Annotated in this window: 25 protein-coding genes; 6 read left to right on the forward strand and 19 right to left on the reverse strand. The window is 64.8% G+C overall.

Annotated features, from left to right (window positions below):
- Positions 1–12: 12 nt before the first annotated feature.
- The 8 genes from DQ230_RS11190 to DQ230_RS11225 all read right to left on the reverse strand — a co-directional run bounded on the left by DQ230_RS11190 (position 13) and on the right by DQ230_RS11225 (position 8,761).
- Positions 13–213: a hypothetical protein gene (locus tag DQ230_RS11190; protein WP_113912687.1), complete on the reverse strand. Its 201-nt coding sequence runs from the start codon at positions 211–213 to the stop codon at positions 13–15.
- 69 nt (positions 214–282) lie between these two features.
- Positions 283–927 (reverse strand): SMC-Scp complex subunit ScpB, encoded by a 645-nt coding sequence (gene scpB, locus DQ230_RS11195; RefSeq protein WP_113912689.1) that lies wholly within the window; start codon positions 925–927, stop codon positions 283–285.
- 28 nt (positions 928–955) lie between these two features.
- Positions 956–1,735: a segregation and condensation protein A gene (locus DQ230_RS11200; RefSeq protein WP_113912690.1), complete on the reverse strand. Its 780-nt coding sequence runs from the start codon at positions 1,733–1,735 to the stop codon at positions 956–958.
- Positions 1,725–2,735 carry a beta-N-acetylhexosaminidase gene (gene nagZ, locus DQ230_RS11205; RefSeq protein WP_113912691.1) on the reverse strand — a complete coding sequence of 337 codons (1,011 nt, stop codon included), beginning with the start codon at positions 2,733–2,735 and terminating at the stop codon, positions 1,725–1,727. Before nagZ ends, DQ230_RS11200 begins: the two co-directional genes overlap by 11 nt.
- A 25-nt stretch (positions 2,736–2,760) precedes the next feature.
- The gene (locus DQ230_RS11210) at positions 2,761–3,696 is read right to left on the reverse strand and encodes an SPOR domain-containing protein (RefSeq protein ID WP_113912693.1); all 936 of its coding nucleotides are present in this window, start codon (positions 3,694–3,696) and stop codon (positions 2,761–2,763) included.
- An 82-nt stretch (positions 3,697–3,778) separates the two neighbouring features.
- Entirely contained in the window at positions 3,779–5,524 is a 1,746-nt protein-coding gene (argS, locus tag DQ230_RS11215) for an arginine--tRNA ligase (RefSeq protein WP_113912694.1), read from the reverse strand.
- Between the two features lie 51 nt (positions 5,525–5,575).
- The gene (locus tag DQ230_RS11220) at positions 5,576–7,558 is read right to left on the reverse strand and encodes a cation:proton antiporter (protein WP_113912696.1); all 1,983 of its coding nucleotides are present in this window, start codon (positions 7,556–7,558) and stop codon (positions 5,576–5,578) included.
- Positions 7,559–7,561: 3 nt separating this feature from the next.
- Positions 7,562–8,761, reverse strand: coding sequence for a deoxyguanosinetriphosphate triphosphohydrolase (locus tag DQ230_RS11225; RefSeq protein ID WP_113912697.1), 1,200 nt, complete (start codon positions 8,759–8,761; stop codon positions 7,562–7,564).
- Positions 8,762–8,852: 91 nt separating this feature from the next.
- On the opposite strand from DQ230_RS11225, the gene DQ230_RS11230 reads away from it, so the two are divergent.
- Positions 8,853–9,176 (forward strand): HesB/IscA family protein, encoded by a 324-nt coding sequence (locus DQ230_RS11230; RefSeq protein WP_113912763.1) that lies wholly within the window; start codon positions 8,853–8,855, stop codon positions 9,174–9,176.
- Positions 9,177–9,211: 35 nt separating this feature from the next.
- On the opposite strand, the gene DQ230_RS11235 is transcribed toward DQ230_RS11230, so the two are convergent.
- The 3 genes from DQ230_RS11235 to DQ230_RS11245 are packed head-to-tail and all read right to left on the reverse strand — an operon-like array spanning position 9,212 to position 11,662.
- A complete protein-coding gene (locus DQ230_RS11235) occupies positions 9,212–10,120 on the reverse strand; it encodes a DMT family transporter (RefSeq protein ID WP_113912699.1) in 909 nt (302 codons plus the stop codon).
- Positions 10,117–11,211, reverse strand: a complete 1,095-nt coding sequence (locus tag DQ230_RS11240) for a DUF6902 family protein (RefSeq protein WP_238987500.1) — start codon at positions 11,209–11,211, stop codon at positions 10,117–10,119. The genes DQ230_RS11235 and DQ230_RS11240 overlap by 4 nt, the downstream gene beginning before the upstream one ends.
- 40 nt (positions 11,212–11,251) lie before the next feature.
- On the reverse strand, positions 11,252–11,662 hold the full coding sequence (locus tag DQ230_RS11245; protein WP_162497427.1) for a DUF6749 family protein: 411 nt from the start codon (positions 11,660–11,662) through the stop codon (positions 11,252–11,254).
- 388 nt (positions 11,663–12,050) lie between these two features.
- Here DQ230_RS11245 and xth point away from each other — a divergent pair, with 388 nt between their 5' ends.
- From xth to eno, 3 genes are all read left to right on the forward strand, one after another.
- A complete protein-coding gene (xth, locus tag DQ230_RS11250; RefSeq protein WP_113912702.1) occupies positions 12,051–12,830 on the forward strand; it encodes an exodeoxyribonuclease III in 780 nt (259 codons plus the stop codon).
- Between the two features lie 24 nt (positions 12,831–12,854).
- Positions 12,855–13,748: a DMT family transporter gene (locus tag DQ230_RS11255; protein WP_113912704.1), complete on the forward strand. Its 894-nt coding sequence runs from the start codon at positions 12,855–12,857 to the stop codon at positions 13,746–13,748.
- A 71-nt stretch (positions 13,749–13,819) separates the two neighbouring features.
- Positions 13,820–15,097, forward strand: coding sequence for a phosphopyruvate hydratase (eno, locus tag DQ230_RS11260; protein WP_113912706.1), 1,278 nt, complete (start codon positions 13,820–13,822; stop codon positions 15,095–15,097).
- Positions 15,098–15,205: 108 nt separating this feature from the next.
- Here eno and DQ230_RS11265 read toward each other — a convergent pair whose 3' ends face one another.
- From DQ230_RS11265 to zwf, 4 genes are all read right to left on the reverse strand, one after another.
- A complete protein-coding gene (locus DQ230_RS11265) occupies positions 15,206–15,481 on the reverse strand; it encodes a glycine zipper 2TM domain-containing protein (RefSeq protein ID WP_113912707.1) in 276 nt (91 codons plus the stop codon).
- 264 nt (positions 15,482–15,745) lie between these two features.
- On the reverse strand, positions 15,746–17,347 hold the full coding sequence (gene pgi / locus DQ230_RS11270; RefSeq protein ID WP_113912765.1) for a glucose-6-phosphate isomerase: 1,602 nt from the start codon (positions 17,345–17,347) through the stop codon (positions 15,746–15,748).
- A 1-nt stretch (position 17,348) separates the two neighbouring features.
- Positions 17,349–18,020: a 6-phosphogluconolactonase gene (gene pgl, locus DQ230_RS11275; RefSeq protein WP_113912708.1), complete on the reverse strand. Its 672-nt coding sequence runs from the start codon at positions 18,018–18,020 to the stop codon at positions 17,349–17,351.
- Complete coding sequence (gene zwf, locus DQ230_RS11280) at positions 18,017–19,474, reverse strand: glucose-6-phosphate dehydrogenase (protein WP_113912710.1); 1,458 nt, start codon at positions 19,472–19,474, stop codon at positions 18,017–18,019. The genes pgl and zwf overlap by 4 nt, the downstream gene beginning before the upstream one ends.
- A gap of 135 nt (positions 19,475–19,609) precedes the next feature.
- Between zwf and DQ230_RS11285 the strand changes: the two genes are divergently transcribed.
- A complete protein-coding gene (locus tag DQ230_RS11285) occupies positions 19,610–20,557 on the forward strand; it encodes a radical SAM protein (protein WP_113912711.1) in 948 nt (315 codons plus the stop codon).
- Between the two features lie 178 nt (positions 20,558–20,735).
- On the forward strand, positions 20,736–21,422 hold the full coding sequence (locus DQ230_RS11290; RefSeq protein WP_113912766.1) for a M48 family metallopeptidase: 687 nt from the start codon (positions 20,736–20,738) through the stop codon (positions 21,420–21,422).
- 5 nt (positions 21,423–21,427) lie between these two features.
- On the opposite strand, the gene DQ230_RS11295 is transcribed toward DQ230_RS11290, so the two are convergent.
- From DQ230_RS11295 to DQ230_RS11310, 4 genes are all read right to left on the reverse strand, one after another.
- Positions 21,428–21,967 (reverse strand): RSP_2648 family PIN domain-containing protein, encoded by a 540-nt coding sequence (locus DQ230_RS11295; protein WP_113912713.1) that lies wholly within the window; start codon positions 21,965–21,967, stop codon positions 21,428–21,430.
- The gene (locus DQ230_RS11300) at positions 21,964–23,184 is read right to left on the reverse strand and encodes an RSP_2647 family RNA methyltransferase (RefSeq protein ID WP_113912714.1); all 1,221 of its coding nucleotides are present in this window, start codon (positions 23,182–23,184) and stop codon (positions 21,964–21,966) included. The genes DQ230_RS11295 and DQ230_RS11300 overlap by 4 nt, the downstream gene beginning before the upstream one ends.
- Positions 23,185–23,265: 81 nt before the next feature.
- Positions 23,266–23,541 carry a hypothetical protein gene (locus DQ230_RS11305; protein ID WP_113912715.1) on the reverse strand — a complete coding sequence of 92 codons (276 nt, stop codon included), beginning with the start codon at positions 23,539–23,541 and terminating at the stop codon, positions 23,266–23,268.
- Positions 23,538–26,390, reverse strand: a complete 2,853-nt coding sequence (locus DQ230_RS11310) for a bifunctional [glutamine synthetase] adenylyltransferase/[glutamine synthetase]-adenylyl-L-tyrosine phosphorylase (protein ID WP_113912716.1) — start codon at positions 26,388–26,390, stop codon at positions 23,538–23,540. Before DQ230_RS11310 ends, DQ230_RS11305 begins: the two co-directional genes overlap by 4 nt.
- Positions 26,391–26,544 lie beyond the last annotated feature (154 nt).

Raw genomic sequence — 26,544 nt, forward strand, 5'->3', positions numbered from 1 at the left:
CCGGATCGCGCATTACATGCGGCCAATGCGGCGCGCGATCTTCATCGTGTCGCGGGCGCGTTTCTGGGTGGCCTTGCTATCGGGCGCAGCCCCGCCGCCTGACCCCTTGCCCGATCGTTTGGACAGCGCGCCGATCCCTGCGTTGACACCGCCGCGCATCATGCGGCGCATGACCATGCGCAGTATCATCGTGACCAATCTGTTGGCGTTCATATCGCGTCTCCCGTGTATGTCTTCAGCCACATATAGCAGCTAATTGCGAAGATTTCAGGGCATCCCTTACTATTCTTCGAAAAGTTCGCTCTGATCGCCGGGTTTGAGCGGCAAATCATCTTCGTCATCATCCTGCGGGGCGGCGCCGGGCATCGACATCGGCGGCAGGCGGTTGTCCAGCAGGCCGGCGGCGCGCAATTCTGCCAGCCCCGGCAGATCGCGCGCCGCCTCCAGCCCGAAATGGCCCAGAAAAATATCGGTGACGACGAACGTGACAGGCCGGCCCGGTGTCATTTTCCGCCTGCCAAAGCGGATCCACTCCATCTCCAACAGCTGGTCCACCGTTCCACGGCTGACCGACACGCCGCGAATCTCCTCGATTTCCGCGCGGGTGACCGGCTGATGATAGGCAATGATGGCCAGCGTCTCGATCGCGGCGCGGCTGAGTTTGCGCGTCTCGACCGTTTCGCGCTGCATCAGGTGGCCCAGATCCGGCGCCGTGCGCAGCGCGTATCCATCCCCGACCCGCACCAGCGTCACCCCGCGCCCCTCGTAGCGGCGGCGCACATGCGCCAGCGCCTCGGCCGCGTCGCAGCCATGCGGCAGGCGCGCCTCCAGCTCGCGCGTGCTGACAGGCTCTGCCGTGGCGAACAAGATCGCCTCCACCATACGTTCCTGTTCCGCCATGGGCGGCACATCAAACAGAGGTTTCATTTCCTTATCAGAAGCTTGCGACACGCTGTTAATCCCGGCTCCGAATTTCTACGGGGGCGAATGCCTCCGATTGGCGCAGCTCGATCCGCCCCTCTTTGGCCAGCTCCAGCGAGGCCGCGAAGGTTGACGCCGTGGCCGAGCGGCGCCGTGCCGGATCAGTGCCGAACCCCTCGGGCAGATAGGCCGAAATATCGGTCCAGCCGCCCGAAAACCCGATCAGGCTGCGCAGCCTGTCCAGCGCCTGCTCCAGCGAGAAGATCGAGTCGCGGTCCATCGCATAGGAGCGAAATTCGTCGCGCGTGCGGGTGCGCGCGTAGGCCTGCATCAGATCCAGCAGGGACGCGGTGTAGATCACCTTGCGCTGCCGCGTCACCGTTTCAGGCTGGCCGCGCGCAAAGAAATCGCGCCCCAGCCGATCGCGTGCCATCAGCCGCGCTGCAACGTCACGCATCGCTGCCAGCCGCTCCAGCTGGAAGGCCAGACGCGCGGCGAGTTCCTCGCCTGTCGGGCCGTCCTCCTCGGGGTCGGGCGGCAATAGCAGGCGGGACTTGAGAAAGGCCAGCCACGCGGCCATGACCAGGTAATCGGCCGCCAGCTCCAGCCGCAGGGCGCGGGCTTCTTCAACGAAATCAAGATATTGGCGCGCCAGTTCCAGCACGCTGATCTTGCGCAGATCCACCTTTTGACTGCGCCCAAGTGTCAATAGCAGATCCAGCGGCCCCTCGAACCCGTCAACGTCGACGATCAGCGCCTCGGCGGCCAGCCTGCCTGCGACGGCGCTTTGCGTGCTGCCAATGTCATCTGCCATAGGTCAGGCCGCCGCACATGGCCGAAAGGCGGGCCTCAAGCGCGGGGATATCGATATCTGTCGGTGTCCGCCGCGCCGCCAGCGCCGAAATCGCGCGGCGCTGGCCCGCGTCATCCAGCCTGCCCGCGGCGGCCGCCACCGCGCGCCGGTCCTCCAGGGACGCGTTGCAAAGCAGCGCAACATCACAGCCCGCCTCAAGCGACGCGCGCGTGATATCCGTCAGGCTGCCCTCGAGCGCCTTCATCGAAATGTCATCGGTCATGATCAGCCCGTCAAAGCCAATCTCGTCCCGGATCAGCCGCATCATGACGGGCGACACGGTGGCCGGGCGCTCGTCAATCGCCGCATATACCAGATGGGCGGTCATACCCATCGGCAGGTCATTCAGCGCCTTGAACGGGGCAAAATCGGTGGCTGTCAGCGCCTCCCTGCCCTCGGCGACAACGGGCAAGTCCAGATGGCTGTCTGCCTGCGCGCGTCCATGGCCGGGAATGTGTTTCAGCACAGGCAGCACGCCGCCATCCAGCAGCCCCTCCGCCACGGCGCGGCCCAGCAGCGCGACGCGCGCGGGGTCCGTGCCATAGCAGCGATCGCGCAGGAAATCATGGGTTTGCGCGCCTGCGACATCGACCAGCGGCGCGCAGTTGCTGTCAATTCCCAGCTCATGCAGCTCTGCTGCGATCAGGCGATACCGCAGATACATCGCCTCGGCGGCCTGTTCCCCGGCCATGTCGACATGGTTCAGTGGCGCGGGCCATTTGCGCCAGAGCGGCGGGCGCAGGCGCTGCACGCGTCCGCCCTCCTGATCGATGGTGATGGGTGCATCGCGGCCAACCGCATCGCGCATGTCGGCGCAAAGGTTGCGCACCTGATCGGCGCTGTCGATATTGCGCGCAAACAGGATGAAGCCAAAGGGATCGGCCGCAGCGAAAAACCGCTTTTCCTCTGCGGTCAGGCGGTGCCCTTCGGCATCCAGTATAGTGGCGCCAAAATGGGTCATGTGATCTTAATCTTATACATCAGGATTATCGCGTAACGACAGGGATACACTCAGCTTTCTCAGATACCAGCGCCGAGCAGAAGCGGCGCGCATCGGCAAGGTCATCAAACCCGACCGCGCGCAAACGGTAGAAGGTGCGCCCGCCACTGGTGGCGCGCTGAATGACGCGGTCCTTGCCGACAAGGTATTCCGAGAACCGCTTGGCAAGGCGGTCCCATTCCTCGCGGGCGATTTCCTCGCTGGAGAAGGCGCCCAGTTGCGCAAGGCGGGTGCCCACGGGGATTGCATCGGGGTCGATATCACGCACGCCTTGCGTGGTCGGCGCCACGGCGACCACCTCGCGGATGTTGCTCAGGTCGGCGGGCCGGGCCTTGGGGCGCAATGATGCCGCGACTGCAATCTCGTTGCTGGCCTCTGGCACGTTGTCGGCCTCCGGTGCCTCGGCGGCGTCTGGCAGATCCTCAAGCGGTGTCAGCCCGTCGCTGATGGCCTCTGCAAGGGCGAGCATATCCGGCTCTGCATCGGGCGCTGGTGTGGTTGGTTCGGTCTCGGCCATCTGGGGCGTGGCAGGTGCGGCGACGCTGTCTGTCAGCGGCTCGATCGGTCCTGCCGCGTCCTCATCGCTCAGGTCCAGCGGGGCGGGCGCAAGGATCAGCTGGTCAGGCGCGGCGGCGGCAGAGCCGACAGCGGCCACGTCATTGACCGACAGGCCCTGATTAAGCGCCTGCCGCCCGCCCGGATCCTCGGGTTGGATACGCATCGGGCCTTCGGCGGCGCGGATGACAGGCACGCCCGACACGTCGCGCACCAGCAGTTTGTAGCCCCAGACCCCCAGACCAATGACCAGACCAACCGACAAGATGGACCCCAGCGCATAGGTGGCACGCGACAGTGGATGCGCCTGCGCAGGCGTCTCCGGCGCGTCCGAAGACCGGGATGTATCCTCTTGGAATCGTGACATTTATTGCCTCTTATGTGCCGATGGGGCGTCGCCCCGCCGACCTGACTGCTCTGCCTCGTATCTGCGCCGGGCTGTGTGCGCTTTAGCGCATCTCTTGGGCCGGGGTGACGCCCAAGATACCCAAACCTGCGGAAATAACAACGCTTGCGGCCTTGACCAGCGCGATTTTCGCCTGTGTCGCGGCCGGATCATCCTCCTGAAGGAAGCGCAGCTCGGGCGCATCATGGCCGCGATTCCACAGCGTATGCACCTCGGACGCCAGATCATAGAGGTAGAAGGCCACGCGGTGCGGCTCGTTCGTGCGGCCAGCGATTTCCACCAGACGCGGCCATTCGGCGATCTTGCGCGCCAGCGTCAGCTCGGCCTCGTGCGCAAGCAGATCCAGATCCGCAGCCGCAAGCGCGGCGTCCGAGACGTCAATGCCCGCGTCGCCCGCCTTGCGCATGACCGAGCAGACGCGCGCATGGGCGTATTGCACGTAGAACACCGGATTGTCCTTGGATTGCTCCAGCACCTTGTCGAAATCGAAATCCAGCGGCGCGTCGTTTTTCCGCGTCAGCATGACAAAGCGGGTGACATCGGCGCCGACCAGTTCGACCACATCGCGCAGCGTGACGAACGTGCCGGCACGTTTGGACATCTTGAACGGCTCGCCATCCTTCCACAGCTTGACCAGCTGGGTCAGCTTTATCTCCAGCGGAACCTTGCCGTCCGACAGGGCAGAAACGGCGGCCTTCATGCGTTTGACATAGCCGCCATGATCGGCGCCGAACACGTCGATCAGCAGATCGAAACCGCGCGTCACCTTGTCGTAATGATAGGCGATATCGGGGGCGAAATAGGTCCAGGCGCCATCGGATTTCTTTACCGGACGGTCCACGTCATCGCCATGCGCGGTGGAGCGGAACAGGGTTTGTTCGCGCGGCTCCCAATCCTCGGGCAGCTTGCCCTTGGGCGGCTCCAGCACGCCCTCGTAGATCAGGCCCTTGTCGTCCAGCGCCTGAATGGATTTCTCAATCAGACCCGTGCCGTAGAAGGATTTTTCCGATGAAAACTTGTCCATCTCGACGCCGAGCGATTTCAGATCGGCGCGGATCAGGTCCATCATGGCGGCGGTGGCGTAGTCGCGCAGCTCTTCCAGCCAGACCTCTTCGGGCTGGCCGACCCAGGCATCGCCGACCTTGTCCTTCAGCGCCTCGCCCACGGCGATCAGGTAGTCGCCCGGATAGGTGCCGTCAGGAAAATCGACAGCGCGGCCATGCGCCTCAAGATAGCGCAGGTAGACGGAGCGCGCCAAGGTATCGACCTGCGCGCCGCCATCGTTGATGTAGTATTCGCGCGTGACGTCATGGCCGGTGAAGTCCAGCAGGCTGGCCAGTGCATCGCCGAAAACCGCGCCGCGTGTGTGGCCCACATGCAAGGGGCCGGTGGGGTTGGCGCTGACATATTCGACGTTGACGCGCCGCCCCTGCCCCATGTCGGAGCGGCCGAAATCAATGCCCTTGGCCAGCACTGTGCCGACCACTGCGCGCCAGCTGGACGGTGCAAGGCGCAGGTTCAAAAATCCCGGTCCAGCCACGTCGGCGCTGGAGATGCGCGGATCAAGGACCAGCTCGGCCGCCAGCGCGTCGGCGATGTCGCGTGGCTTCAACCCCGCGGGCTTTGCCAGGACCATCGCGGCGTTGGTCGCCATGTCGCCATGCGCCGGATCGCGCGGCGGCTCCACCGTGACGTTGGCGCGGTCCAGTTCGGCGGGCAGCGTGCCTGCCCCCTCCATTGCGGTCAAAGCGTCCATTACGGCGGCGCGGATATCGGTAAAAAGGTTCATAGCGTGGCTTCCTTGCATTCCCGGCCCGGTTTAACACCAAGGCGGCGCGCGTCAATCCGCAGCGGCGCTGCCGGGCTTGACCGTTTTCAGATCCGCGCCCCTTTCCCTGGCTTTTTGATCCGCCTCCCGCTCTGCCTGATCGTCGGCGTCTGCCTCGGCCTTGTCGGCGGCCTTTTGCACCGTGTCTGCCTGATCTTCGCTTGCGCCCTTGCGCTCGGCAGCTTCGGCGGCGCGTTCGCGGCGGGCGGACAAGGCCAGAAGACGCATGCCCGGACCGGCCTTGATACTGGCATCACCCGCGATGATGCGCATGCTGCGGCCCGGCGTCAGTTCGGCCAGCGGGATCGAATCGGGGTTGTCGGCGGTCCAATCCTCCACGGTGTATTCTTCGGTGATGTTGGTGGCGCGCACTTCCCACCCCTCTTGCATCAGGCGGGCCAGTTCCAGATAGCGGCGCCCCCCTGCAACGGTGCGCCCGCCCAATGTGGGGGGCAGTGCATGGCGCGTCTGCTCCTGCTTGGCGCGTTTCAGCTGATAGACATGTTCGCGGCCAAATTCGGGGCCAAGGTCGGTAGCCACCAGCGTGTTGTAGGCGTCATTGTCGGACGTCGCCACGATGCGGCCAAAGCTGATGAACTCGACCCCGTGTTCGGCGCCGTCTGACAGGATATCGCCAACATAGATCGGCAATCCCTGCTCTCGCGCCGCGCGAAGCCGCGCGCGGTTGGCATCCGCGATCAGGACGGGGATCTCTTCCTTTTGCAGCGCATCGGCGAAGGCGGCAGAGAATTGCGAGCCGCCGACGAATATCACGCCCGGCACCTGCGCCCCGGCCAGCCCCAGCGCCTGCGCCATGGGCCGCAAGGTGAAGCCGTGCAGCACAACCGTCGCTGCAACCAACGCAAAGGCCAGCGGCGTCAGCAGCGCGGCATCGTCGACACCCGCGCTGACCAGCCGTTCGGAGAACAGCCCCGCCACGGCCACCAGAACCACCCCGCGCGGGCCGGTAAAGGCGACCAGCAGCCGCTCTTTCATCGGAATATTGGTGGAGGCAAGCGACAGCATGACCGTCGCCGGGCGCACGACCAGAATGACCACGACGACGAAGGCAAGCGCAGGCCATCCCAGCAGGCTGAGCCGTTCGATATTCATGGATGCCGCCAGCAGGATGAATACCCCCGACACCAGCAGGATCGTCGCATGTTCCTTGAAACGGCGCAGCTCGGTATAGCTGGGCAGTTTGGCGTTGGCGATGTAGAATCCCATGATCGTCACGGCCAGAAGGCCGCTTTCGTGCAGCACGCTGTCGGCCAGCGCAAAGACCAGAAGCAGCGACGCAAACAGCACCGGCACCTTCATGTATTCCGGCACGCGGCCCCGGCGGAACCCCTCGGACAGCAGCCAGCCTGCGGCGATGCCCATGACGATGGCGCCGATGATGCCCACGCTCATGTCCCAGATCGCGGCGCCCACCTGTTCACTGGCATAGACGACCAGCACGACCTCGAACGCCAGAACGGCGGCCAGCGCGCCGATGGGATCGTTTACGATCGCCTCCCATTGCAGCAGTTGCGCCGGGCGCTTGGCCAGCCGCGCGGTGCGCAGGAGCGGGGCGATCACGGTGGGGCCGGTCACGATCATGATCCCGCCGAACACCGCCGAGCTGGACCAGCTGAGGCCGGCCACATAATGCAGCGCCAGTGCCGAGCCCAGCCAGCCGACAGGCGCACCGATGATCACCAGTCGCCGCACGCCCTTGGCCGCCTCGCGCAGACCGTGCAGGTCCAGTGTCATGCCGCCCTCGAACAGGATAATCGCAACCGCGATACTGATCATCGGTGTCATCAGCGGGCCGATGTCCCGTTCGGGGTCAAAAATGCCCAGCACCGGCCCGATAATCAGGCCCGCAAGCAGCATCAGAACAATGGCAGGCAGGCGCAGCTTCCACGCGACCCATTGCGACCCGACGCCGATAGCCCCTACCAGCGCGAACGCCATGACTGGCGACATCGCGCCCGCTGTCTCAACTGCCATCGCCTATCCTTCTATATCTTCGGGCCAGGACCCGGCGCCGCCGCGTCCGCCCAGATGCCGCGCGTGCTGCGACAGCGCAAACCGGTCGGTCATCCCGGCAATGTAATCGCTGACAAGCCGTGCAAGTTCCGTCGTTGTTTGTGCCGCCTGCACATCGCCCTGCCAGCGGCGCGGCAAATGATCCGGCTGCGCCATGTAGAACGGGAACAATCCATCGACAACTTCGGCCGCTTGCGCACGCTGCACCATAACCATGGGCGCGCGGTACATGCGCGTAAAGAGAAAGTTGCGCACGCCCTTCAGATCCTGCCACAGTTGCGGTGAAAACCGGATGATCGGCCTCCCCAGATGGCGCACGGCCTGCGCATCGGGCAGATCCGCCGCCGAAATCAGCCCGCGCGATGTGTCGATCACATCGCCCACCATCACCCCGAACACCCGGCGCAGCGCCTCGTGGCGGCGCCGGTAGCTGTCAAGACCGGGGTAGAGTCGGCCCACTTCCGCGTAGCACGGGCCGACGATGGGCAGCGCCGCAACCTCGTCTTCGGTGAACAGCCCGGCGCGCAGGCCGTCGTGCAAATCGTGGTTGTTATAGGCAATATCGTCGGCCAGCGCGGCCACCTGCGCCTCGGCGCTGGCATGGGTGTGCAGCTCCAGATCATGGCGGGCATCATACTCGGCCAGCGCATAGGGCAGATCGCCGGTGACGGGGCCGTTATGCTTGGCCAGACCCTCCAGCGTTTCCCAGCTGAGGTTGAGGCCGTCAAACTCGGCGTAATGCCGCTCCAGCGCGGTGACGATACGGATCGCCTGCGCGTTATGATCGAAACCGCCATAGGGCTGCATCAGCCGGTGCAGCGCATCCTCGCCGGTATGGCCAAACGGGGTGTGCCCCAGATCATGCGCCAGCGCGACCGCCTCGGTCAACTCGCCGTTCAGGCCAAGCGCGCCCGATATGGTGCGCGCCACCTGCGCCACCTCGATCGAATGCGACAGGCGGGTGCGGAAATAATCCCCCTCATGGGCGACAAACACCTGCGTCTTATGCTTGAGCCTGCGAAACGCGCTGGAGTGGATGATCCTGTCCCGGTCGCGTTGAAAACACGAACGAAAGGTGCTTTCATCCTCGGGCACCAGCCGCCCGCGCGACTGGTCTGGCTGTGCGGCGATGCAGGATGGCGCGGGCGCAGTGGGCGCAGTCATGGGCAGGCTCCTTGCCGGGTGGACGTGGCGCCCATATATTGCATTTGAAACCGGTGCGAAACTGCCCGCAGAACGACCTTCGGAGATGATGATGAACCTGCCGCCCAAAGTGACCGACCGCGCGTTTGAACGCCTCAGTGAAATTGGTGCCGGGGATCAGGGCCAGGCCCTGCGCGTCGCCGTCGAGGGCGGCGGCTGCTCGGGCTTTCAGTACGAGATCAAGCTGGACAATCCGGCAGGTGACGATCTGGTGCTGGAAGGTCAGGGCCAGAAGGTGGTGATCGACGCGGTATCCCTGCCATTCCTGACCGGCGCCGTCATTGATTTCAGCGAAGAGCTGATCGGCGCGCGGTTCGTGATCGAGAATCCGAACGCCAGCAGCAGCTGCGGCTGCGGTACGTCTTTTTCGATGTAATATAATGCCTTACAGACCGATATTAATGCATCACATTACTCTGCCGGGACCACTTTGCGCGCCGCGGGCGCCGGGAATGCCTGATCGAAAATCAGCCACGCCCCGGCTGTGATCACAAGCGCCGCGCCGAGGTACAGCGCCGCGCCCGGCACCTCGCCGAACACGGCGGCGCCAATGGCGACCATCCACAAGAACTGCAAGTTCATCAGCGGTGTGATCACATAGGCAGGCAGCGCCCGAAACGCCCCCACGAGCAGCCAACGCGCCGCGAATAACAGCGCCGAATAAAGGCACACCCAGCCCAGATCGCCCAGCCCCATCGGCGCCCAGACAAAGGGCAGCACGCAGGCCATGATCCCCGCCAGCGACAGATTGGGCCAGAACACCTGCGCCAAAAGATTGCCATCGCGCGTCCCGATATAGCGCGACGCCATCATCGAAACGGTGCCCAGCATGACCGCGGCCAACGCCACCGCATGCCCCGCGCCAAGGCTGCTGATCCCGCCCGGCGCAAGGCACAGCAACCCGACCAGCCCCAGCATCAGCGCGCCCCATGCCTGCAGGCGCACAGCCTCGCCCAGAACAGGGCCGGACAAAAGCGCGGTAAAGAGCGGTATCATCGCGATGAACAGAAAAACCTCGGCAAAGGGCAGCAGGCGAAACGCATAGAAAAAGGCGGCCGCGCCCAGAACTGTCGCAATGCTGCGGACCGCCATGGCGCGTGGACATGCCGTGCGCAAACCGCGTGGCGCCCCCCTCGCGCGATCCGCCAGCACCGCAAACAGCGCCACGATTCCACCAGACAGCGCAAACAGCTGCGGCGCGGCGTAGCTGGCCGCGAACATCTTGGTAATGGCATCGGCGCCGGATATCAGCGCCGTGTAGCCCACGGTCAGGCTGATCCCCGCCAGAATGGCAGCGCCGCCGGCGCGCAGGGCCGTCATGCGCGCACCGGCATGGCAGGGCGCAATCCGACACGGGCGAACCCCTCGAAAAACGCGCCGAATTGATCGGTCGATGCCTCTGCCGCGATCAGGGCCGCCTGCGCCTCGTCCGACAGCTGGCTGCACACATCGCCGCGCATCGCCTCCCAATCGGCGGAACGGCCCGCGCCCATCGAATAAATGCAATGCGACAGCTCGCGCAGCGGCGCAGAAGTAGGCCGGGTGCGCGCAAAGGTCAGCCGCCCGCCCGGCACATGATCGCCAAAACCGCCCTGCCCCGCGCGGGACATGAACCAGTTCAGCATCAGGTATTCGTGGTAGTCATCCGCCAGCCCGTCGGCATCATCCAGCGTAAAGGTGCGCACCTGCTGCGTCAGCCAGATTTCCCAAACCTGCGGCGGCACCTGCCCGGCAAAGCGCAGGGAAAGGCAGATTTCCGACAACAGATCGGCGTTGAAGTCCAGAAACGCCAGCGTGCCGGCAAACATAAGGCTGGTCCGGGTCGCGGCGCAGATCGCCGGATCCTTGCGGCCATATTCGGACAGGTAGAACACGATATGCGTCAGCTCATACGCCGCCTTTTTATTCGGCAGCGCAAAGGTTTGCGAACGGGCTGCAAAGCGGCGCAGCCGCGCATCCAGACCGTCATCATCGGGCAGCGGGTCAATGCCGCGGCGCGCGCACAGGCGCCGCGCCTCGGCGCGTTGCAAATCCGAAAGCTCGGCTTCCGGCAAACCTTGCTGCGCGACCCATTCAGCCAATGCCGCCCCCTTGGTGCCGGGCATCCCCAGATCCTCCAGATCCAGGCACAGCGACAACAAAAATCTGTAATATTGCGGAAAGAATTCCATCCGCTGTTCGATATCGTCGTAGAAAGCTGCGTACACGTCAAGCGCGCCGGGCATCATCTCGGCGCCCGTCGATTCAAGAATGTTTAAAATCTCGGCGTTTTCCTTCAGCCAAAACACATCTTCTTGTGTGCGGCGCCCGCTTGCGAAGGTTTTGAGCAAGGCCGACTGGCGCGCGGCCTTGCTGTGTTGCCGGAACGGGACGTTGAGCTGGACGATGGTCGTCATGGTGGTGATCTCCATTGGATGGGTCCGGGCCCAAGGCCCCGTTCAGGTGTCTGGCTTAGAGGCTGGACGTAAACATTTCGACAGCGTCGCCCTCGCGAGCCTCAAGTGCGGGTGCCAGCGACGAAGTGAATGCGCCGACCGCATCGCCCGATGTCGCGCGCGGTGCCAGCGATGAGGTGAACATCTGCACGGCATCGCCCGATGTGGCATCAGCCGTAACCGATGGGCTAAGCGAGGAGGTGAACATCTCGACATTGTCGCCGGCGGACGCGTCAGCGCGGGCAGCGGGGCTGAGCGAGGATGTGAACATCTCAAGACCCTCACCCAGGCCGGCGTCGGCGGTGGCGACGGGGCCCAGCGACGATGTGAACGCGCCAGTTGCGGCGCCGTCATGCAGGCTCATCGCGCCGCTTGTGCGAGCGGCGTTGATTGCGATGGATGCTTCTACTTTGCGTTGTGCAGTCATTTTTGAAAATCCCCAGATGTTGTGTTGCAGATGCCTCAAAGCTTGCAGCAGATCCGTGTTCTGCCAAGACATTTTTCAACCTAAAGGAGAGTGCAGAAGGGATATCCACATCAACTTCGCCGTGTAAGCAGTGCAGTGGGAAACCGAAAACATACTGGTAAAAAACTTATCCACAGCCTGCATTTACGGCGATTTTAACGCCGGGATTTCACATAATAGGACGAGGGCGACTGCAACTTTAGCGTGTATGTCGAGAATCATCTGCCCGCCGGTCCGGTAAATGGCGGCGATACTAGATATGCGATTCGCATCAACAGCCGCGCTTTGCTTGCCCCCGCCGCATTGCTGGGCGATAGATGGCGCAGCCCTGCCGCAGCGAGGACCGCACATGAAGATCGCATCATTCAACATCAACGGGATCAAAGCCCGCATAAATGCCCTGCCCGACTGGCTGGACGAGGCGCAGCCGGATGTCGCGCTGCTGCAAGAAATCAAGTCGGTGGACGAGGCTTTCCCGCGCGAGATTTTCGAGGATCGCGGATATACCGTCGAAACCCACGGTCAAAAGGGCTTTAACGGGGTGGCGATCCTGTCCAAGCTGCCGCTGGAGGATGTCACGCGCGGCCTGCCCGGTGACGAGAGTGACGAACAGGCCCGCTGGATCGAGGCGACGGTGATGGGCGACACGGCCATTCGCGTCTGCGGGTTGTACCTGCCCAATGGCAATCCGGCGCCGGGGCCGAAATACGATTACAAGCTGGCGTGGATGGACCGGATGCAGGCCCGCGCCGCCGAGCTGCTGACACTGGAAGAGCCGTTTCTGATGGCCGGCGATTACAACATCATCCCCCAGGACGAGGACGCCAAGCGCCCCGAGGCATGGCAGGACGATGCGCTGGCCCGCCCCGAAAGCCGCGCCGCGTACCGCAGGATCCTGAACATGGGCTTTACCGAGGCGTTCCGCGCGCGTCAAAACGGCCCCGGCCACTATACGTTCTGGGATTATCAGGCCGGCGCGTGGAATCGCAACGACGGGATCCGCATTGACCATTTCCTGCTCAGCCCCGAATGTGCCGATCTGCTGGAGGATTGCCAGATCGACGCCGCGATTCGCGGCCGCGAGAAGCCCTCTGATCACGTTCCTATCTGGGTGCGCCTGCGCGCCTGAGGCTGACCCGGAAAGGGCAAACCCATGGATAACCTGCGCGGCAGCGCGCTGATGGTTCTGGCAATGGCCGGATTCGCGCTGGAAGATTACTTTGTCAAACTGCTGTCGGTGCAGCTGCCGGTCGGGCAGATCCTGATGATGCTGGGCACATCGGGCTGTCTGGTCTTTGCCGTGTTTACCAAGATGGGCCGGGGCAAGCTGTTTACCCGCGTTCTGTGGACCCGCGCCGTCATGCTGCGCAATCTGGGCGAGATCATTGCCGCTGTCTGCTATGTCACCGCGCTGGCGCTGGCGGATCTGTCCACCGTGTCGGCGATCCTTCAGGCCACTCCTCTGGCGGTGACGATCGGCGCGGCGCTGTTCATGGGCGCGCAGGTTGGCTGGCGCCGCTGGTCGGCTATTCTGGTCGGTATGGCGGGCGTCATGATGATCGTGCGGCCCGGTCTGGACGCGTTCGACGCCTCATCCATCTTTGCCATCGTATCGGTCATTGGTCTGGCCATCCGCGATCTGGCAACGCGGGCAATCCCGCCGTCGGTGTCGTCCATCCAGCTGTCCTGCTACGCGTTCGGGACCATGGTGCCGACGGGTGCGATCATGCTGCTGTTTCACGGCGATCTGACCCCGTTGGAGCCGGCCAACTGGGCGCATCTGTTCGGCGCGATGGTATTCGGCGTCGTCGCCTATTACTTCATCGTCGGCGCAATGCGTGTCGGCGAGGTCGCCGCTGTCACACCCTTTCGCTATGCCCGCCTGATTTTTGCGCTGATCCTGGGCATGACATTTCTGGGCGAGCGGCCCGATCTGTGGACGCTGGTTGGCGCGGCGATCATCATCGCCTCGGGCCTGTATACCCTGATCCGCGAGCAGCGTCTGGCGCGGGCGCATCGGCGGGCGCGGCCCGTCGGGCCGCTGTGATCGCGGCAATTCCATTCACCGCGCCGTTTTGATAAGTCGGCGCCAGCATATTTCATCAAAGGGTTCCCCATATGAGCAGCATCATCGAAATCCACGCGCGCGAAATCCTCGACAGTCGCGGCAACCCCACGGTCGAGGTGGACGTTCTGCTGGAGGACGGCACACTGGGCCGCGCCGCCGTTCCTTCGGGTGCGTCCACCGGCGCGCATGAGGCGGTCGAGCGGCGCGATGGCGACAAGGCGCGCTATCTGGGCAAGGGCGTGCTGGACGCGGTCGAGGCGGTGAACGGAGAGATTGCCGATGCGCTGGAAGGGTTCGACGCGACCGAGCAGGTCGCGCTGGACATGGCGATGATCGAAATGGACGGCACCGACAACAAATCGCGCCTTGGCGCCAATGCGATCCTTGGCGTGTCGCTGGCAGCGGCCAAGGCGGCAGCGGATTACACCGGCCAGCCGCTTTACCGCTATGTCGGCGGCACGTCGGCGCGCATCCTGCCGGTGCCGATGATGAATATCATCAACGGCGGCGAGCATGCCGACAACCCCATCGACATTCAGGAATTCATGATCATGCCGGTGGCCGCGGACAACATCCGCGAGGCGGTGCGCATGGGCGCCGAGGTGTTCCACACGCTGAAAGCGGAATTGTCGGCGGCGGGCCTCAGCACCGGGATCGGTGACGAGGGCGGCTTTGCCCCCAATATTGGCAGCTCCCGCGAGGCGCTGGATTTCATTCTGAAAAGCATTGAAAAGGCAGGCTACAAGCCCGGCGAGGATATCTATCTGGCCCTCGATTGCGCCGCGACCGAGTATTTCAAGGGCGGCAAGTATGAGATGACCGGCGAAGGCAAATCGCTGACCTCTGCCGAGAACGCCGATTATCTCACCGCTTTGGTGGCCGATTACCCGATCATCTCGATCGAGGATGGCATGGCCGAGGATGACTGGGACGGCTGGAAAGCGTTGACAGACAAGCTGGGCGGCAAGGTGCAGCTGGTCGGGGACGATCTGTTTGTGACCAACCCCGACCGTCTGGCGACCGGCATCACGCGCGGTTGCGCCAATTCGATGCTGGTCAAGGTCAACCAGATCGGCACGCTGACCGAAACGCTGCGCGCCGTCGATATGGCGCATCGTGCGGGCTTTACCAACGTGATGTCGCACCGCTCGGGCGAGACGGAAGATGCGACCATTGCGGATCTGGCCGTGGCCACGAATTGCGGGCAGATCAAGACCGGATCGCTGGCGCGTTCGGACCGGCTGGCCAAATACAACCAGCTGATCCGGATCGAGGAACTGCTGGGCGAGACGGCGGAATATGCAGGTCGCAGCATCCTGCGCGGCTGACACGGCACGAATTCGGCCCAGCGTGGCCACCAGAACGAAAAAGAGGCGCGGCAAATCTGCCGCGCCTCATTCAATTCGCCGTCACCGCGAACGGTGGGGCGTTGCCTGTTACGGGCAAGGCGCCTCGTAGTAGGTGCCATCACCGCGCGAATACGCGCAAACCTTGCGGTTCTGGTTCTGCGCAACAACCGTACCAGCCGCCGCACCGCCCAGAGCAGAGATCAGGCGCCAGTTGCTGTTTGCGCCCAAGGCTTCGGCGGTCAGCAGACCGGCAGCCGCGCCGCCGGCAACGCCTGCAACGGTACGCTGGTTGGATGTCATGTTATCGCATGCAGACACGCCCAGGATGGCGGTGCAGGCCATTGCGGATATCCATGTTTTCATTCTGATCTCCAATTTCTATCTTTCACTGTCGCCAACGCGCGGCATCCCTCGTGGATGTGCCAATCTTGGAAGGCGCTCATCGTTGAACGCACCGATGCGGCGTTGGTTCCTTAACCTGACACGTGAAATTGAAAAAATGTTAAATAGTTTTCGTCCCGGCGAAACTTTGCCCGGATTGTCTGCGTGTATGCTTGTGCCCGACGCGACAGGGCAGCGGTCAAAGCTACAGGGCGCCCCGGTGGTGCCAGTGGTCAAAAGGGCGGATCACCCACGGTTCGATTGTACGAAGGTTATGAGTTGCCGGGTCGATCCGTCCTTGCCGTTCAGCGGCGCAGTTCCATCCAGCACCGGCTGAAGCGCCTTGGCCAGTTCCTTGCCCAACTCGACCCCCCACTGGTCGAACGAATTGACGCCCAGAATCACGCCCTCGACGAACACGCGGTGTTCATAGAGGGCAATGATCTGCCCCAGACGGTATGGCGACATCATGTCAAAGATCAGCGTTGTGGACGGGCGTGCGCCCGGAAACACCCGGTGGCGCGCCTGCCGCTCCAGTTCGGCGCCGCGATACCCCGCCTCGCGCATCAGGGCGCGCGCCGTTTCCAGATCGCGGCCCCGCATCAATGCCTCGGACTGGGCCAGGCAGTTGGCCACCAGCAGCTCGTGGTGATGGGCCAGATCGTCCTCGTGGCCGCGCGCCGCAACCAGAAATTCGCAGGGGATGACGGCGGTGCCCTGATGGATCAGCTGATAAAACGCATGCTGGCCGTTTGTGCCGGGCTCGCCCCACACCACCGGACCCGACGGATAGGCCAGGCTACGCCCGTCCATCGCCACACTCTTGCCGTTCGATTCCATCTCGAGCTGTTGCAGATACGCGGGCAATCGGCCCAGCCGCTGATCATAGGGCAGCACCGCACGCGTGGCGTGGCCGCAGGCGTGGCTGTGCCACAGACCGACCAGCGCCAGCATCAAGGGCATGTTTTCCGTCGGAGGCGCAGTGCGGAAATGGGTATCCATCGCCTCGGCGCCGCGCAGAAAATCAGTGAACCCGTCTGCGCCGATGGCGATCATCAGCGACAAACCTATCGGCCCCCAGATGGAATACCGCCCGCCAACCCAATCCTCGAACCCGAAAACGCGGCTGGCATCAATGCCCCACTCCGCCGCCTTGTCCGCCTCACATGACAGCGCAACAAACTGTGCGCCGGGTGTATCGACGGCATCTTCCAGCCATCTAAAGGCCGTGGCGGCGTTGGTCATGGTTTCGGTGGTGGTAAAGGTTTTTGACGCGACCAGTATCAGCGTGCGCGCCGGGTCCAGCCGCGCCAGCGTGTCGGCAATATCGGCGCCGTCCACGTTGGAGACGAAATGACACCGCGGCCCGTCCGCATAAGGTGCCAGTGCCCGGACCGCCATTTCCGGTCCCAGATGCGAGCCGCCAATGCCGATATTGATCACATCCGTGAATGCCCCGCCTGCCCCGCGATACGCGCCGCTGCGCACCATCCCGGCAAAGGATTTCATCCGCGCCAAAGTCTCCATCACGCCGGGCATGACGTCCTTCCCGTCAACCATGATCGACCCGCCGGACAGGGTGCGCAGGGCGGTGTGCAGCACCGCGCGCCCTTCGGTTTCATTGATCGGCGCGCCGGTAAACATCGCCTCGCGCCGCTGGAATACGCCGCGCGCCTCGCTCAGCGCGATCAGGGCGGCGCGCGCCTGTGCGTCTATCGTCGTCTTGGAATAATCCAGCAGCAGCCCGTTGGCCTGAACGGAAAAATCCGCCGCCCGTCCCGCGCCAAAAAGCGGCGCAATGCCCTTGGCCCGTGCCTTTTCGGCCATTGCTTTCAAATCGCGCCACACATCAGGGCGCCCAATGCACGGTGGCATCGTCCAGCAGTGCGGCAATCGGCGCGATCAGCGCATCCTGCCCGCGCGCCCGCTCCAGCGCATCGCGCTTTTCCGCGCCGGTGATGACGACATGCAGGTGCATCGCGGATTTCAGCACATGCGCCGCCAACGTGATGCGCGGCTCAGGCTCGCCGTCGATCCGCATGGGCAGGACCAGCGGCGCATCATGCGCCAGCGCCGCCTCCAGCCCCGGCGCGCGCGGAAACAGCGAGGCGGTGTGCATATCCGCGCCCATGCCGACCAAGGCCACATCAATCGGCAGGCGCGGCGCCAGATCGGCGGCCAGCTGCGGCGCCGCCTCCTCCGGCGTCACATCATCCATATACAGCGACAAAAGCGTGGCGGTCGCCGCCCGCTCGCAAATCAGATGCTTGGCAATCAGGCCCGCGTTCGAGCGGATATGCGCCTGCGGGCGCCAGCGTTCGTCACTGGGCAGCACATCGACCCGGTCCCATTCCAGCCGCGCGCCGCACAGCGTGTCAAAGATCGGCCCCGGTGTGGTCCCGCCCGGCACCACAAGCAAGGCGCGCTCGCGTTGGCGCAAGGCTGCGTTCAGCTGGCCCGACAGGACATCGGCAATGCCCATCGCCATGAATTCGGCATCGGGGTATTCTTCGAAAATCATGGCTTTATCTCCCGCCAGCGGCGCCCGTCACGATGGATCAACGCCAATGCGTCATCCGGTCCGGAACTGCCTGTACTATAAAGCGCCGGCGGCGTGCCAGCGGTTTGCCACGCCTCGATGATCGGATCGGTCCAGCCCCATGCGGCCTCCACCTCGTCGCCACGCATGAACAGGGTCTGATCGCCGCGAATGACATCCATGATGAGCCGTTCGTAGGCGTCCGGAATATCCTCTGCCTCGGGCCCCAGCGCCTCGGAAAATGTCATGTCCAGCGGCACATCGACCAGCCGCATACCGCCCGGCCCCGGCTCCTTGATGGTGACGCCCATCTCGATGCCCTCGTTCGGTTGCAGGCGGATCGTCAGGATATTGCGGTGCCGCCCGGCATCGGCGCCAAAGATCGAATGCGGCGCGTCCTTGAAGACCACCGCGATTTCGCTGGCGCGGGCGCGCAGACGCTTGCCGGTACGCAGATAAAACGGCGTGCCGGCCCAGCGCCAGTTGCCGATCCGCGCCTTCAGCGCGACAAAGCTTTCGGTGGTGGTGTCGCGGTTCTCCACCTCGTTGCGATAGCCCGGCAGGGTATCGGTACTCTCGTATTGGCCGCGCACCACATCGTCCGGCGCCACCGGATCCAGCGCGCGGATCACCTTCAGTTTTTCGTCGCGCACCGAATCGGGATCGTATTTTGCCGGCGGCTCCATCGCGGTCAGGCACAATAGTTGCATGATATGGTTCTGCATCATGTCCCGCATGGCGCCGGATTTGTCGTAATAGCCGCCGCGCGTACCGACCCCGCCGGATTCGGCGACAGTGATCTGGATATGATCGACATACTGGCTGTTCCAGAGCGGCTCGAACAGGGTGTTGGCAAAACGGATCGCCATCAGGTTCTGCACTGTCTCCTTGCCCAGATAATGGTCGATGCGATAGATCTGCGTTTCGTTAAAATGCTCGGCCAGCACCGCGTTCAGCGCGCGGGCCGATGCCAGATCGCGGCCAAACGGCTTCTCCACCACGATCCGGCAACCGGGCGAGGCCAGGCCATGCTCATGCACACGCGTGGCAAGCGGTCCGAAAAGCGTCGGACCGACCGAGAAATAAAAGGCGCGAATACGCTCCGGATCAGTCAGCCGCTGCGCCAGCTCGGGCCAGCCGTCATCGCCGGTCGCATCGACGGTAACGTAATCCACCTGCTCCAGAAACCTGCCCAGATGGGCGTTCATCATCGCAATGTCGCCGTCAAATTCCGCAATCGCGTCGCGCGCAAACGCGCGGTAGCCGGCCCCGTCCATTTCGCTGCGGGCGGCGCCGATCACACGCGCGTCCTCGGCCATCTGGCCTGCGCAGAACCGCCGGAAGAGCGCCGGCAGGATCTTGCGCCGGGCCAGATCGCCGGTGCCGCCAAAGATCACCAGATCGAACGGCTGTACAGGAATGACGCGCGATACCATTTGGCTTTCTCCTTGCGATGCGCGCACCTTAACAGGCTCTGAGGCGTTCACAACTCTGTCAGGCACGCCATGGCCGGGTTTCCTCGGCATTCTGCGCACGGTAGGCAGACTGTCATCAGCAGGGGCAAAGACACGATGAAAGACAGCGCAGCCGCAAATGCGGGCAAATTTCAGGATCCCCACTTTACCGCGTCGGGCGAGCGCCGCGCGCATGTGGCGCTGTCGCAGCCGCAAACGCTGTGGTTCAATACCGGGACGCTGTGCAACATCGAATGCGCCAACTGCTATATCGCCTCCTCGCCCACCAACGACGCGCTGGTTTACATCACCGAAGAAGAGGTGGCGGAGTATCTGGACCAGATCGCTGACCGCGCATGGCCGATCCGCGAAATTGCCTTTACCGGCGGCGAGCCATTCATGAACCCGCAGATCATCGACATGACACGCGCCGCACTGGCGCGCGGCTACAAGGTGCTGATCCTGACCAACGCCATGCGGCCGATGATGCGCGCCACCATGCAGGATGGGCTGCGCGCGCTGGAGCGTGACTTTCCCGGCCAGATGACCCTGCGCATCTCCGTCGATCACTGGTCCGAGACGCTGCACGATGTCGAACGCGGCGTCGGCGCCTTTGCCCGTACGATCGAGGGTATGGAGTGGCTGCGCGACGCCGGAATTCGCATGGCCGTGGCCGGGCGCACCGTCTGGGGCGAAACCGAGGCCGACGGGCGCGCCGGATATGCCGCGCTCTATGCACGGCACAGGTTCCAGATAGATGCCGACGATCCCGGCGCAACCGTGCTGTTCCCCGAGATGGACGAAACCGTGGACGTGCCGGAAATCACCACCGCCTGCTGGAGCATTTTGGGCAAGTCCCCGAGCGGTGTGATGTGTGCGTCATCGCGCATGGTGGTCAAGCGCAAGGGCGCCGCCCGCCCTGCGGTGCTGGCCTGCACATTGCTACCTTACGCGCCCGAGTTCGAGCTTGGCCACACTCTGGCCGACGCGGAACGCGACGTGCCGCTGAACCACCCACATTGCGCCAAGTTCTGCGTTCTGGGCGGGGCAAGCTGTTCGGCCTGACCGGTGGTTCCGGGGGCAGCCGGTGCGACGGGGCGCTGCCCCGGACCCCGGGATATTTCAGGCAAAAAGAAAGCAGGGGCGCCGGGTTTCTTCTTGCTCTTAAATATCCCCGCCGGAGGCACAGTTGTCACAGGCGCGCCGCTTGCCTGTGGGCGCCGCGCGCCCCATATTCACAAGCATGTTAAAGTTCACTCCGATCCTGTTGGCGCTGATTTACGCCTTTGTCATGTTCCGCTTTTCAGTGTGGCGCACCTCGCGCGACCTGACTGCACGCTCAAGTGAGCTTGCGGATCCGCGGCTGAAACAACTGACGGACAGGCTGGCCCAGGCGCTGGACCTCGCAAGGGTGCGCGTTCACATATATGAGATTGATCCGGTGAACGGTTTGGCTGCGCCCGACGGGCGCATTTTCATCACGCGCGGATTTTATGCCAAATTCCAATCCGGCGAAGTCAGCGGAGAGGAAATGGCGTCTGTCATCGCGCATGAGCTGGGCCATGTGGCCTTGGGCCATTCGCGGCGGCGCATGATTGATTTTTCCGGGCAAAACGCCCTTCGCACGGCGCTGGCGATGGTCTTGTCGCGATTCTTGCCGGGAATCGGGGTTATGATTGCGGGCGCGCTGACCTCGCTTCTGTCGGCCGGATTGTCGCGGCGGGATGAGTATGAGGCGGATGAATATGCCTCTGCGCTGTTGGTCAAGGCCGGGATCGGCACCGGGCCGCAGAAATCCCTGTTTCAGAAGCTGGAGGCGCTGACCCGGTCCAATTCCGGCGCGGCGCCGGCGTGGCTGATGAGTCATCCCAAGACCGCAGATCGCATCGCCGCCATCGAAAAGAACGAGAAACGCTGGAGCAAAGGGTAACCGCGCTACCCCAGCGCCTTGGCGAGGCGCGGCAGGCGTGCCTTTTTCAGCAGGGCGCGCATGGTCCAGTCCGCGCCGCCGAGGCGGCGGGCATCGGCCAGCACCCCGGCGGCAACATGCTGGATCATTTCGGGCGCTACCTGCCAGAAGCCGTGCAGCAGTGCGTCGGGGTCGGTGCGCGACAGCCCCTCTTCGGCCAGTATCTGGCGCGGGAAATCCTTGGCGTTGAGCGTGACGATGATATCGGCCGATCCCGCAATGGCGGCGGCCAGTACGTGGGTATCGGCCGGGTCCGGCAGCCATAGGCGCGCCTCAAGCGACGGGGGCCATTTCACCTCGGCATCCGGCCATTCGGCGCCGATCAGGGCCGCTTCGGCGCCTGCCTGGGCGACGCCCTCGGGGCCAAGCTTGATCGCGGCGCGCTGCCATTCGCCAATGATGCGCGCCGACCATAGCGGGGTGAACGCGCCCGCGCGCGCAGTCCCCAGCAGCATCTGGCGCATCACCGTGGGGTAGATCACACAGGTATCCAGCAGCGCCTTCACAGCCGGAAAAACAGCGCCTTGAGGTAGCCCGATTCTGCCAGATGCGTATGCATCGGGTGATCCGCGCCGGCCCCGCCGCTGTGGATCAGTTGTGGCGCGGGTCCGGTGCCGCGCCCGGCGCCGTGCAGGCCGCGCCCGATGCCGCGCAGGCTGGCCCGGCGGAACGCGTCCATATCGGCGGCGTGGCTGCACGAGCAAAGCACCAGATAGCCGCCCGGCGCCACCAAGGGCGCCGCAAGCCGCGCCGTCCGCTCGTAGGCGCGCAGGCCAGCCTCAAGCGCCTTTTTCGACGGAGCGAAGGCGGGCGGATCGCAGATGACCACGCCGAATTGCGCGCCCTCGTCCCCGAGCGCGGTCAGCACGTCGAACGCGTCGCCCTTGCGGGTGTCAAAGCGGTCTGCCACGCCCATCGCCGCCGCGCCGCCGCGCGCCAGATCCAGCGCGGGATCCGAGCCATCGACCGCCAGCGCCGACGCGGCGCCATTGGCAAGCGCGGCCAGTGAAAAGCCGCCGACATGGCTGAAGACATCCAGAACGCGCGCGCCATGGCTGAGGCGGGCGGCAAAGGCGTGGTTCGGCCTCTGATCGAAAAAGAGGCCGGTTTTCTGGCCATTGATCAGGTCCGCCATGTAGATCGCGCCGTTCATCGGCACGGGCAGCGGCGCCTCGGGCGCGGCGCCGATCAGAATGGCGGGCGCGTCATCCAGCCCCTCCAGCGCGCGGACGCGCCCTGCGGCGTTTTTCAGCACGCAGGTTGCGCCGGTGACCTCGGCCAGCGCGGTGGCCAGATCGTCCAGCAGGACGTCGGCCCAGGCCGCATTGGGCTGAATCACGCAGGTGTCGCCGAACCGGTCGATCACCACGCCGGGTATACCGTCCGCCTCGGCATGGATCAGACGGTAGTAGGGGGCATCATACAGCCGCTCCCGCAGGGCAAGCGCGCGGCGCAGTCGCGCGGCCAGCCATGCGCGGTCGATGCGCTGCGACACGTCCAGATCCAGCACGCGCGCCATGATGCGCGAGGCCGGGTTGACCGCCACCAGCGCCAGCGGCGCGCGCTCGGCGTCCTCCAGCAGGGCGATGGTGCCGGGCGCAAGCGCCTTGCTGCGCCGGTCTGTGACCAGCTCGTTGTCATAGACCCACGGCACGCCGCGGCGGACCCCGGTGGGGGAGGTTTTCGGTTTCAGGCGGATCACGGGCAATGGATTTTGTGTCATGGCGATCCCTTAGAAGGTTTTCGGCACCGGGCAAAGCGCATTCGGCATCGCGTGGGTGGCCAGAGCCGCAACGACCCTGCCCTAATCCCGTGGCCGCGATTGCCAGCCGCCCCGGCGGCGCGGCGCGCTGGCGCTTTGCTGGCCCTGACGCAGCACATCGGTCATCGGGTGGTCGGGGTAATCCGGCTGGTAGAGCGCCAGATAATGCGCGATGGCTGCCTGTACGTCCTGCCCATCCGGCAGCGACAGCGCCCAGTCCAGAAAGACCGAGCGGCACTCGTCCGCGGTGATGCCATCGATGCGGTACACCTCATACATCAGGGCCTTGCGGTCCATCGGGTCATCGCGGGTTTTCATGGCGCGCCTTCCTGCTCTGCGGTGTTGGGGATGGTCTGCCCTGCCCCGGCCCGTGCCAGAGCGGTGTCGATAATGGCGGCGGCCGCGTTTGATGCTGCGGCCAGGGCGCTGACCAGCGCAGGGATATCGGCCTTGCCCGCCTCGCGCAGCACGAACGCGCGGGCGCCCGCGCCCAGATGGTCCGCATCCAGCGCCGCATCGCCCAACAGCCGCGCCGCCATATGCACCTCGCGGCAGAGCGCGGCGGCCTGCGACAGCTGGCGCGCCTCGTCTGCGGTCCACCAGCCCAGCGCGGTGCCGGCGCCCAGCCCGGCCTGCGTGCCTTGGCGCGCAGTGCCCGATATCAGCGTTGCGGCCTGCGCGATCAGTTGCACATCCTGAAGCCGCCCCGGACCCATCTTGGCGTCCAGCGGGCCGTCCGGCGCCTTGGATGCGGCGATGCGGGCGCGCATATCGGACACGGCGGCGGCCAGACGCGCGGGCGCATCCGTGCGCGCGGCGATACCCGCGATCAGCGAGACGCGGAACGCCTCGATCTCGGCGCCCAGCGCCGGATCGCCAGCGACGCTGCGCGCGCGGGTCAGCGCCAGATGTTCCCAGCCCCATGCGCGGGTCTGCTGGTAGTCGCGGAAGGCCGCCAGCGACGTGGCCACGGGGCCTTGGTTGCCCGAGGGGCGCAGGCGCATGTCCACCTCATAAAGGCGGCCGCCCGCCATCTGCACCGTCAGCGCAGAAATCATCGCCTGTGTCAGCCGCGCGTAATAGGCGCCCGATGCCAACGGACGGCGCCCTTCGGACGCCTCCGCCCCGTCCGCGTCATAAATCACGATCAGATCCAGATCCGATGCCGCATTCAGCGCGCGCACGCCCAGTGATCCCATGCCCAGCAAACAGGCGCCCCGCCCCGGCGGCGGGCCATGCTTGGCGCTGAATTCATGCACCACTTCGGGCCAGAGCGACGACAGAACAGCCTCGGCCAGATCGGCGTAATGGCGGGCCGATGTTGCCGCATCGATCAACCCGCGCAGGTGATGCACGCCGATGCGGAAATGCCATTCGCGGCGCCAGTGCCGGGCGGCGATCAGGCGCGCCTCGTAATCGCCCTCGCGTGCAAGGCGGGCGGTCAGATCGGCGCGCAGGGCCACCCGGCCCGGCCATGCGGCGAAAAAATCGCCGGCAATCACCGCGTCCAGCACGGCAGCATTGCGCGACAGGTAGCGCGCCAGCGCGGGCGCGGTGCCGGCAATATCCACCAGCAGATCCAGCAGCTGCGGATTGGCCTCGAACAGCGAGAACACCTGCACGCCCGCAGGCAATCCGGCAAGGAAGCCGTCGAAGGCCAGCAGCGCCTCTTCGGGATGGGAGGTGCGCGACAGGCGCGACAGGATATCGGGCCGCAGGCGGCGAAAGATCTGCCCGGCCCGGTCCGAGCGCAGCGCCGGATAGGTCGGCCAGCGGGCGATCACCTTTTCATCCAGCCACGCCCCCTGTTCGGCGTCCGCAGCCGCGGCGTCGTCACCTTCGGGTTTGAAAAACCGCTCGATCACGCCGTCAACCGCCGTCAGGCGCGACAGCAGCTCATCCTTCAGATCCGCAGCGTCGCGGCCCATGAAGGCCGCAAGGCGCGCCATCCCCTCGTCTGTTTCGGGCAGGTCGTGCGTCTGTTGGTCGCGCAGCATTTGCAGCCGGTGCTCCACCTCGCGGTGGAACCGGTAATGCGCGGCCAGATCACCCGCGACGCCGGGCGGAATCCAGTCCTTTTCGGCCAGCCCTTCCAGCCCCTCGACCGTGCCGCGCATGCGCAGCGACGGATCGCGCCCGCCGACGATCAGCTGCCGGGTCTGGGTGAAGAACTCGATCTCGCGGATGCCGCCGCGACCCAGCTTCATGTTGTGGCCCATCAGATCCAGCGGGCCGCCCAGATCGGCGCCCAGCCCCTTGTGCGCGCGAATGCGCAGCCGCATGTTGTGGGCGTCCTCGATCGCGGCGAAGTCCAGATGGCGGCGCCAGACAAAGGGCGTCAGCGTATCCAGAAACCTGTGCCCGGCGGCAAAATCACCGGCGCACGGGCGCGCCTTGATGTAGGCGGCCCGCTCCCACGTGCGGCCAAGGCTTTCGTAATAGCGTTCGGCGGCGGCCATCGACATGCAGACCGGGGTGACGCCCGGATCGGGGCGCAGGCGCAGATCGGTTCGAAATACATACCCCTCGGCGGTATTTTCACCCAGGATTGCGGCCATGCGGCGGGTGGCGCGGACAAACCCGGCGCGCGCCTCGTGATTGGCATCCGCATCAAAGCGGGTTTCGTCATACAGGCAGATCAGGTCGATATCCGAGCTGTAGTTCAGCTCGCCCGCGCCCATCTTGCCCATGGCCAGCACGACCATTCCGGCCCCGTCCCGCAGATCATCCTCGGTCATGCCGGGCAATTTGCCGCGCCGTATTTCATTGCCCACGGCATGGCGCAGGGCGGCGGCGCAGGCCAGATCGGCGAAATCCGTCAGCGCCTGCGTCACCATCTCCAGCGGCCAGACACCCGCCAGATCGGCCAGCCCCAGCAGCAGCGCGACGCGCCGCTTGGCCTGCCGCAGCGGGTTTGACGGATCGCCCTCGATCGCGCGCACATCCTGCATCAGCGCAGCCAGCGCATCCTCTGGCGCGTCCAGCGCGCCGGGCAGCCACTCCGCCTCGGACTGCATGAGCTGGCGCAGATAGGGGCTGCACCCGGCGGTATTGCCAATCAATTCGCGCAGGTCGCCGCCAAGGGTGGGAAAGCGCGCCTGCGCCTCCTCGGCGTGGTCGGCCTGATAGGGGCGCGGCAGGCGTGTGATGCGGCGGGCAAACTCCATTCCTTCAGTGATACAAGCCGCGCGCGCCGGGTCAATGGCGCGCGTGGGGCGCATTGCGCCGCACGCTTGAGTGCGATTTCTGCGCCCGCCCTCTTGCAAGCCCGCCTCGCCGTACCGATCTATGTCGATGTAAAGGGCATTCACATAGCCGCCA

It is taken from the genome of Roseovarius dicentrarchi, assembly GCF_003316635.1.
In the GTDB taxonomy this organism is placed as follows: domain Bacteria; phylum Pseudomonadota; class Alphaproteobacteria; order Rhodobacterales; family Rhodobacteraceae; genus Roseovarius; species Roseovarius dicentrarchi.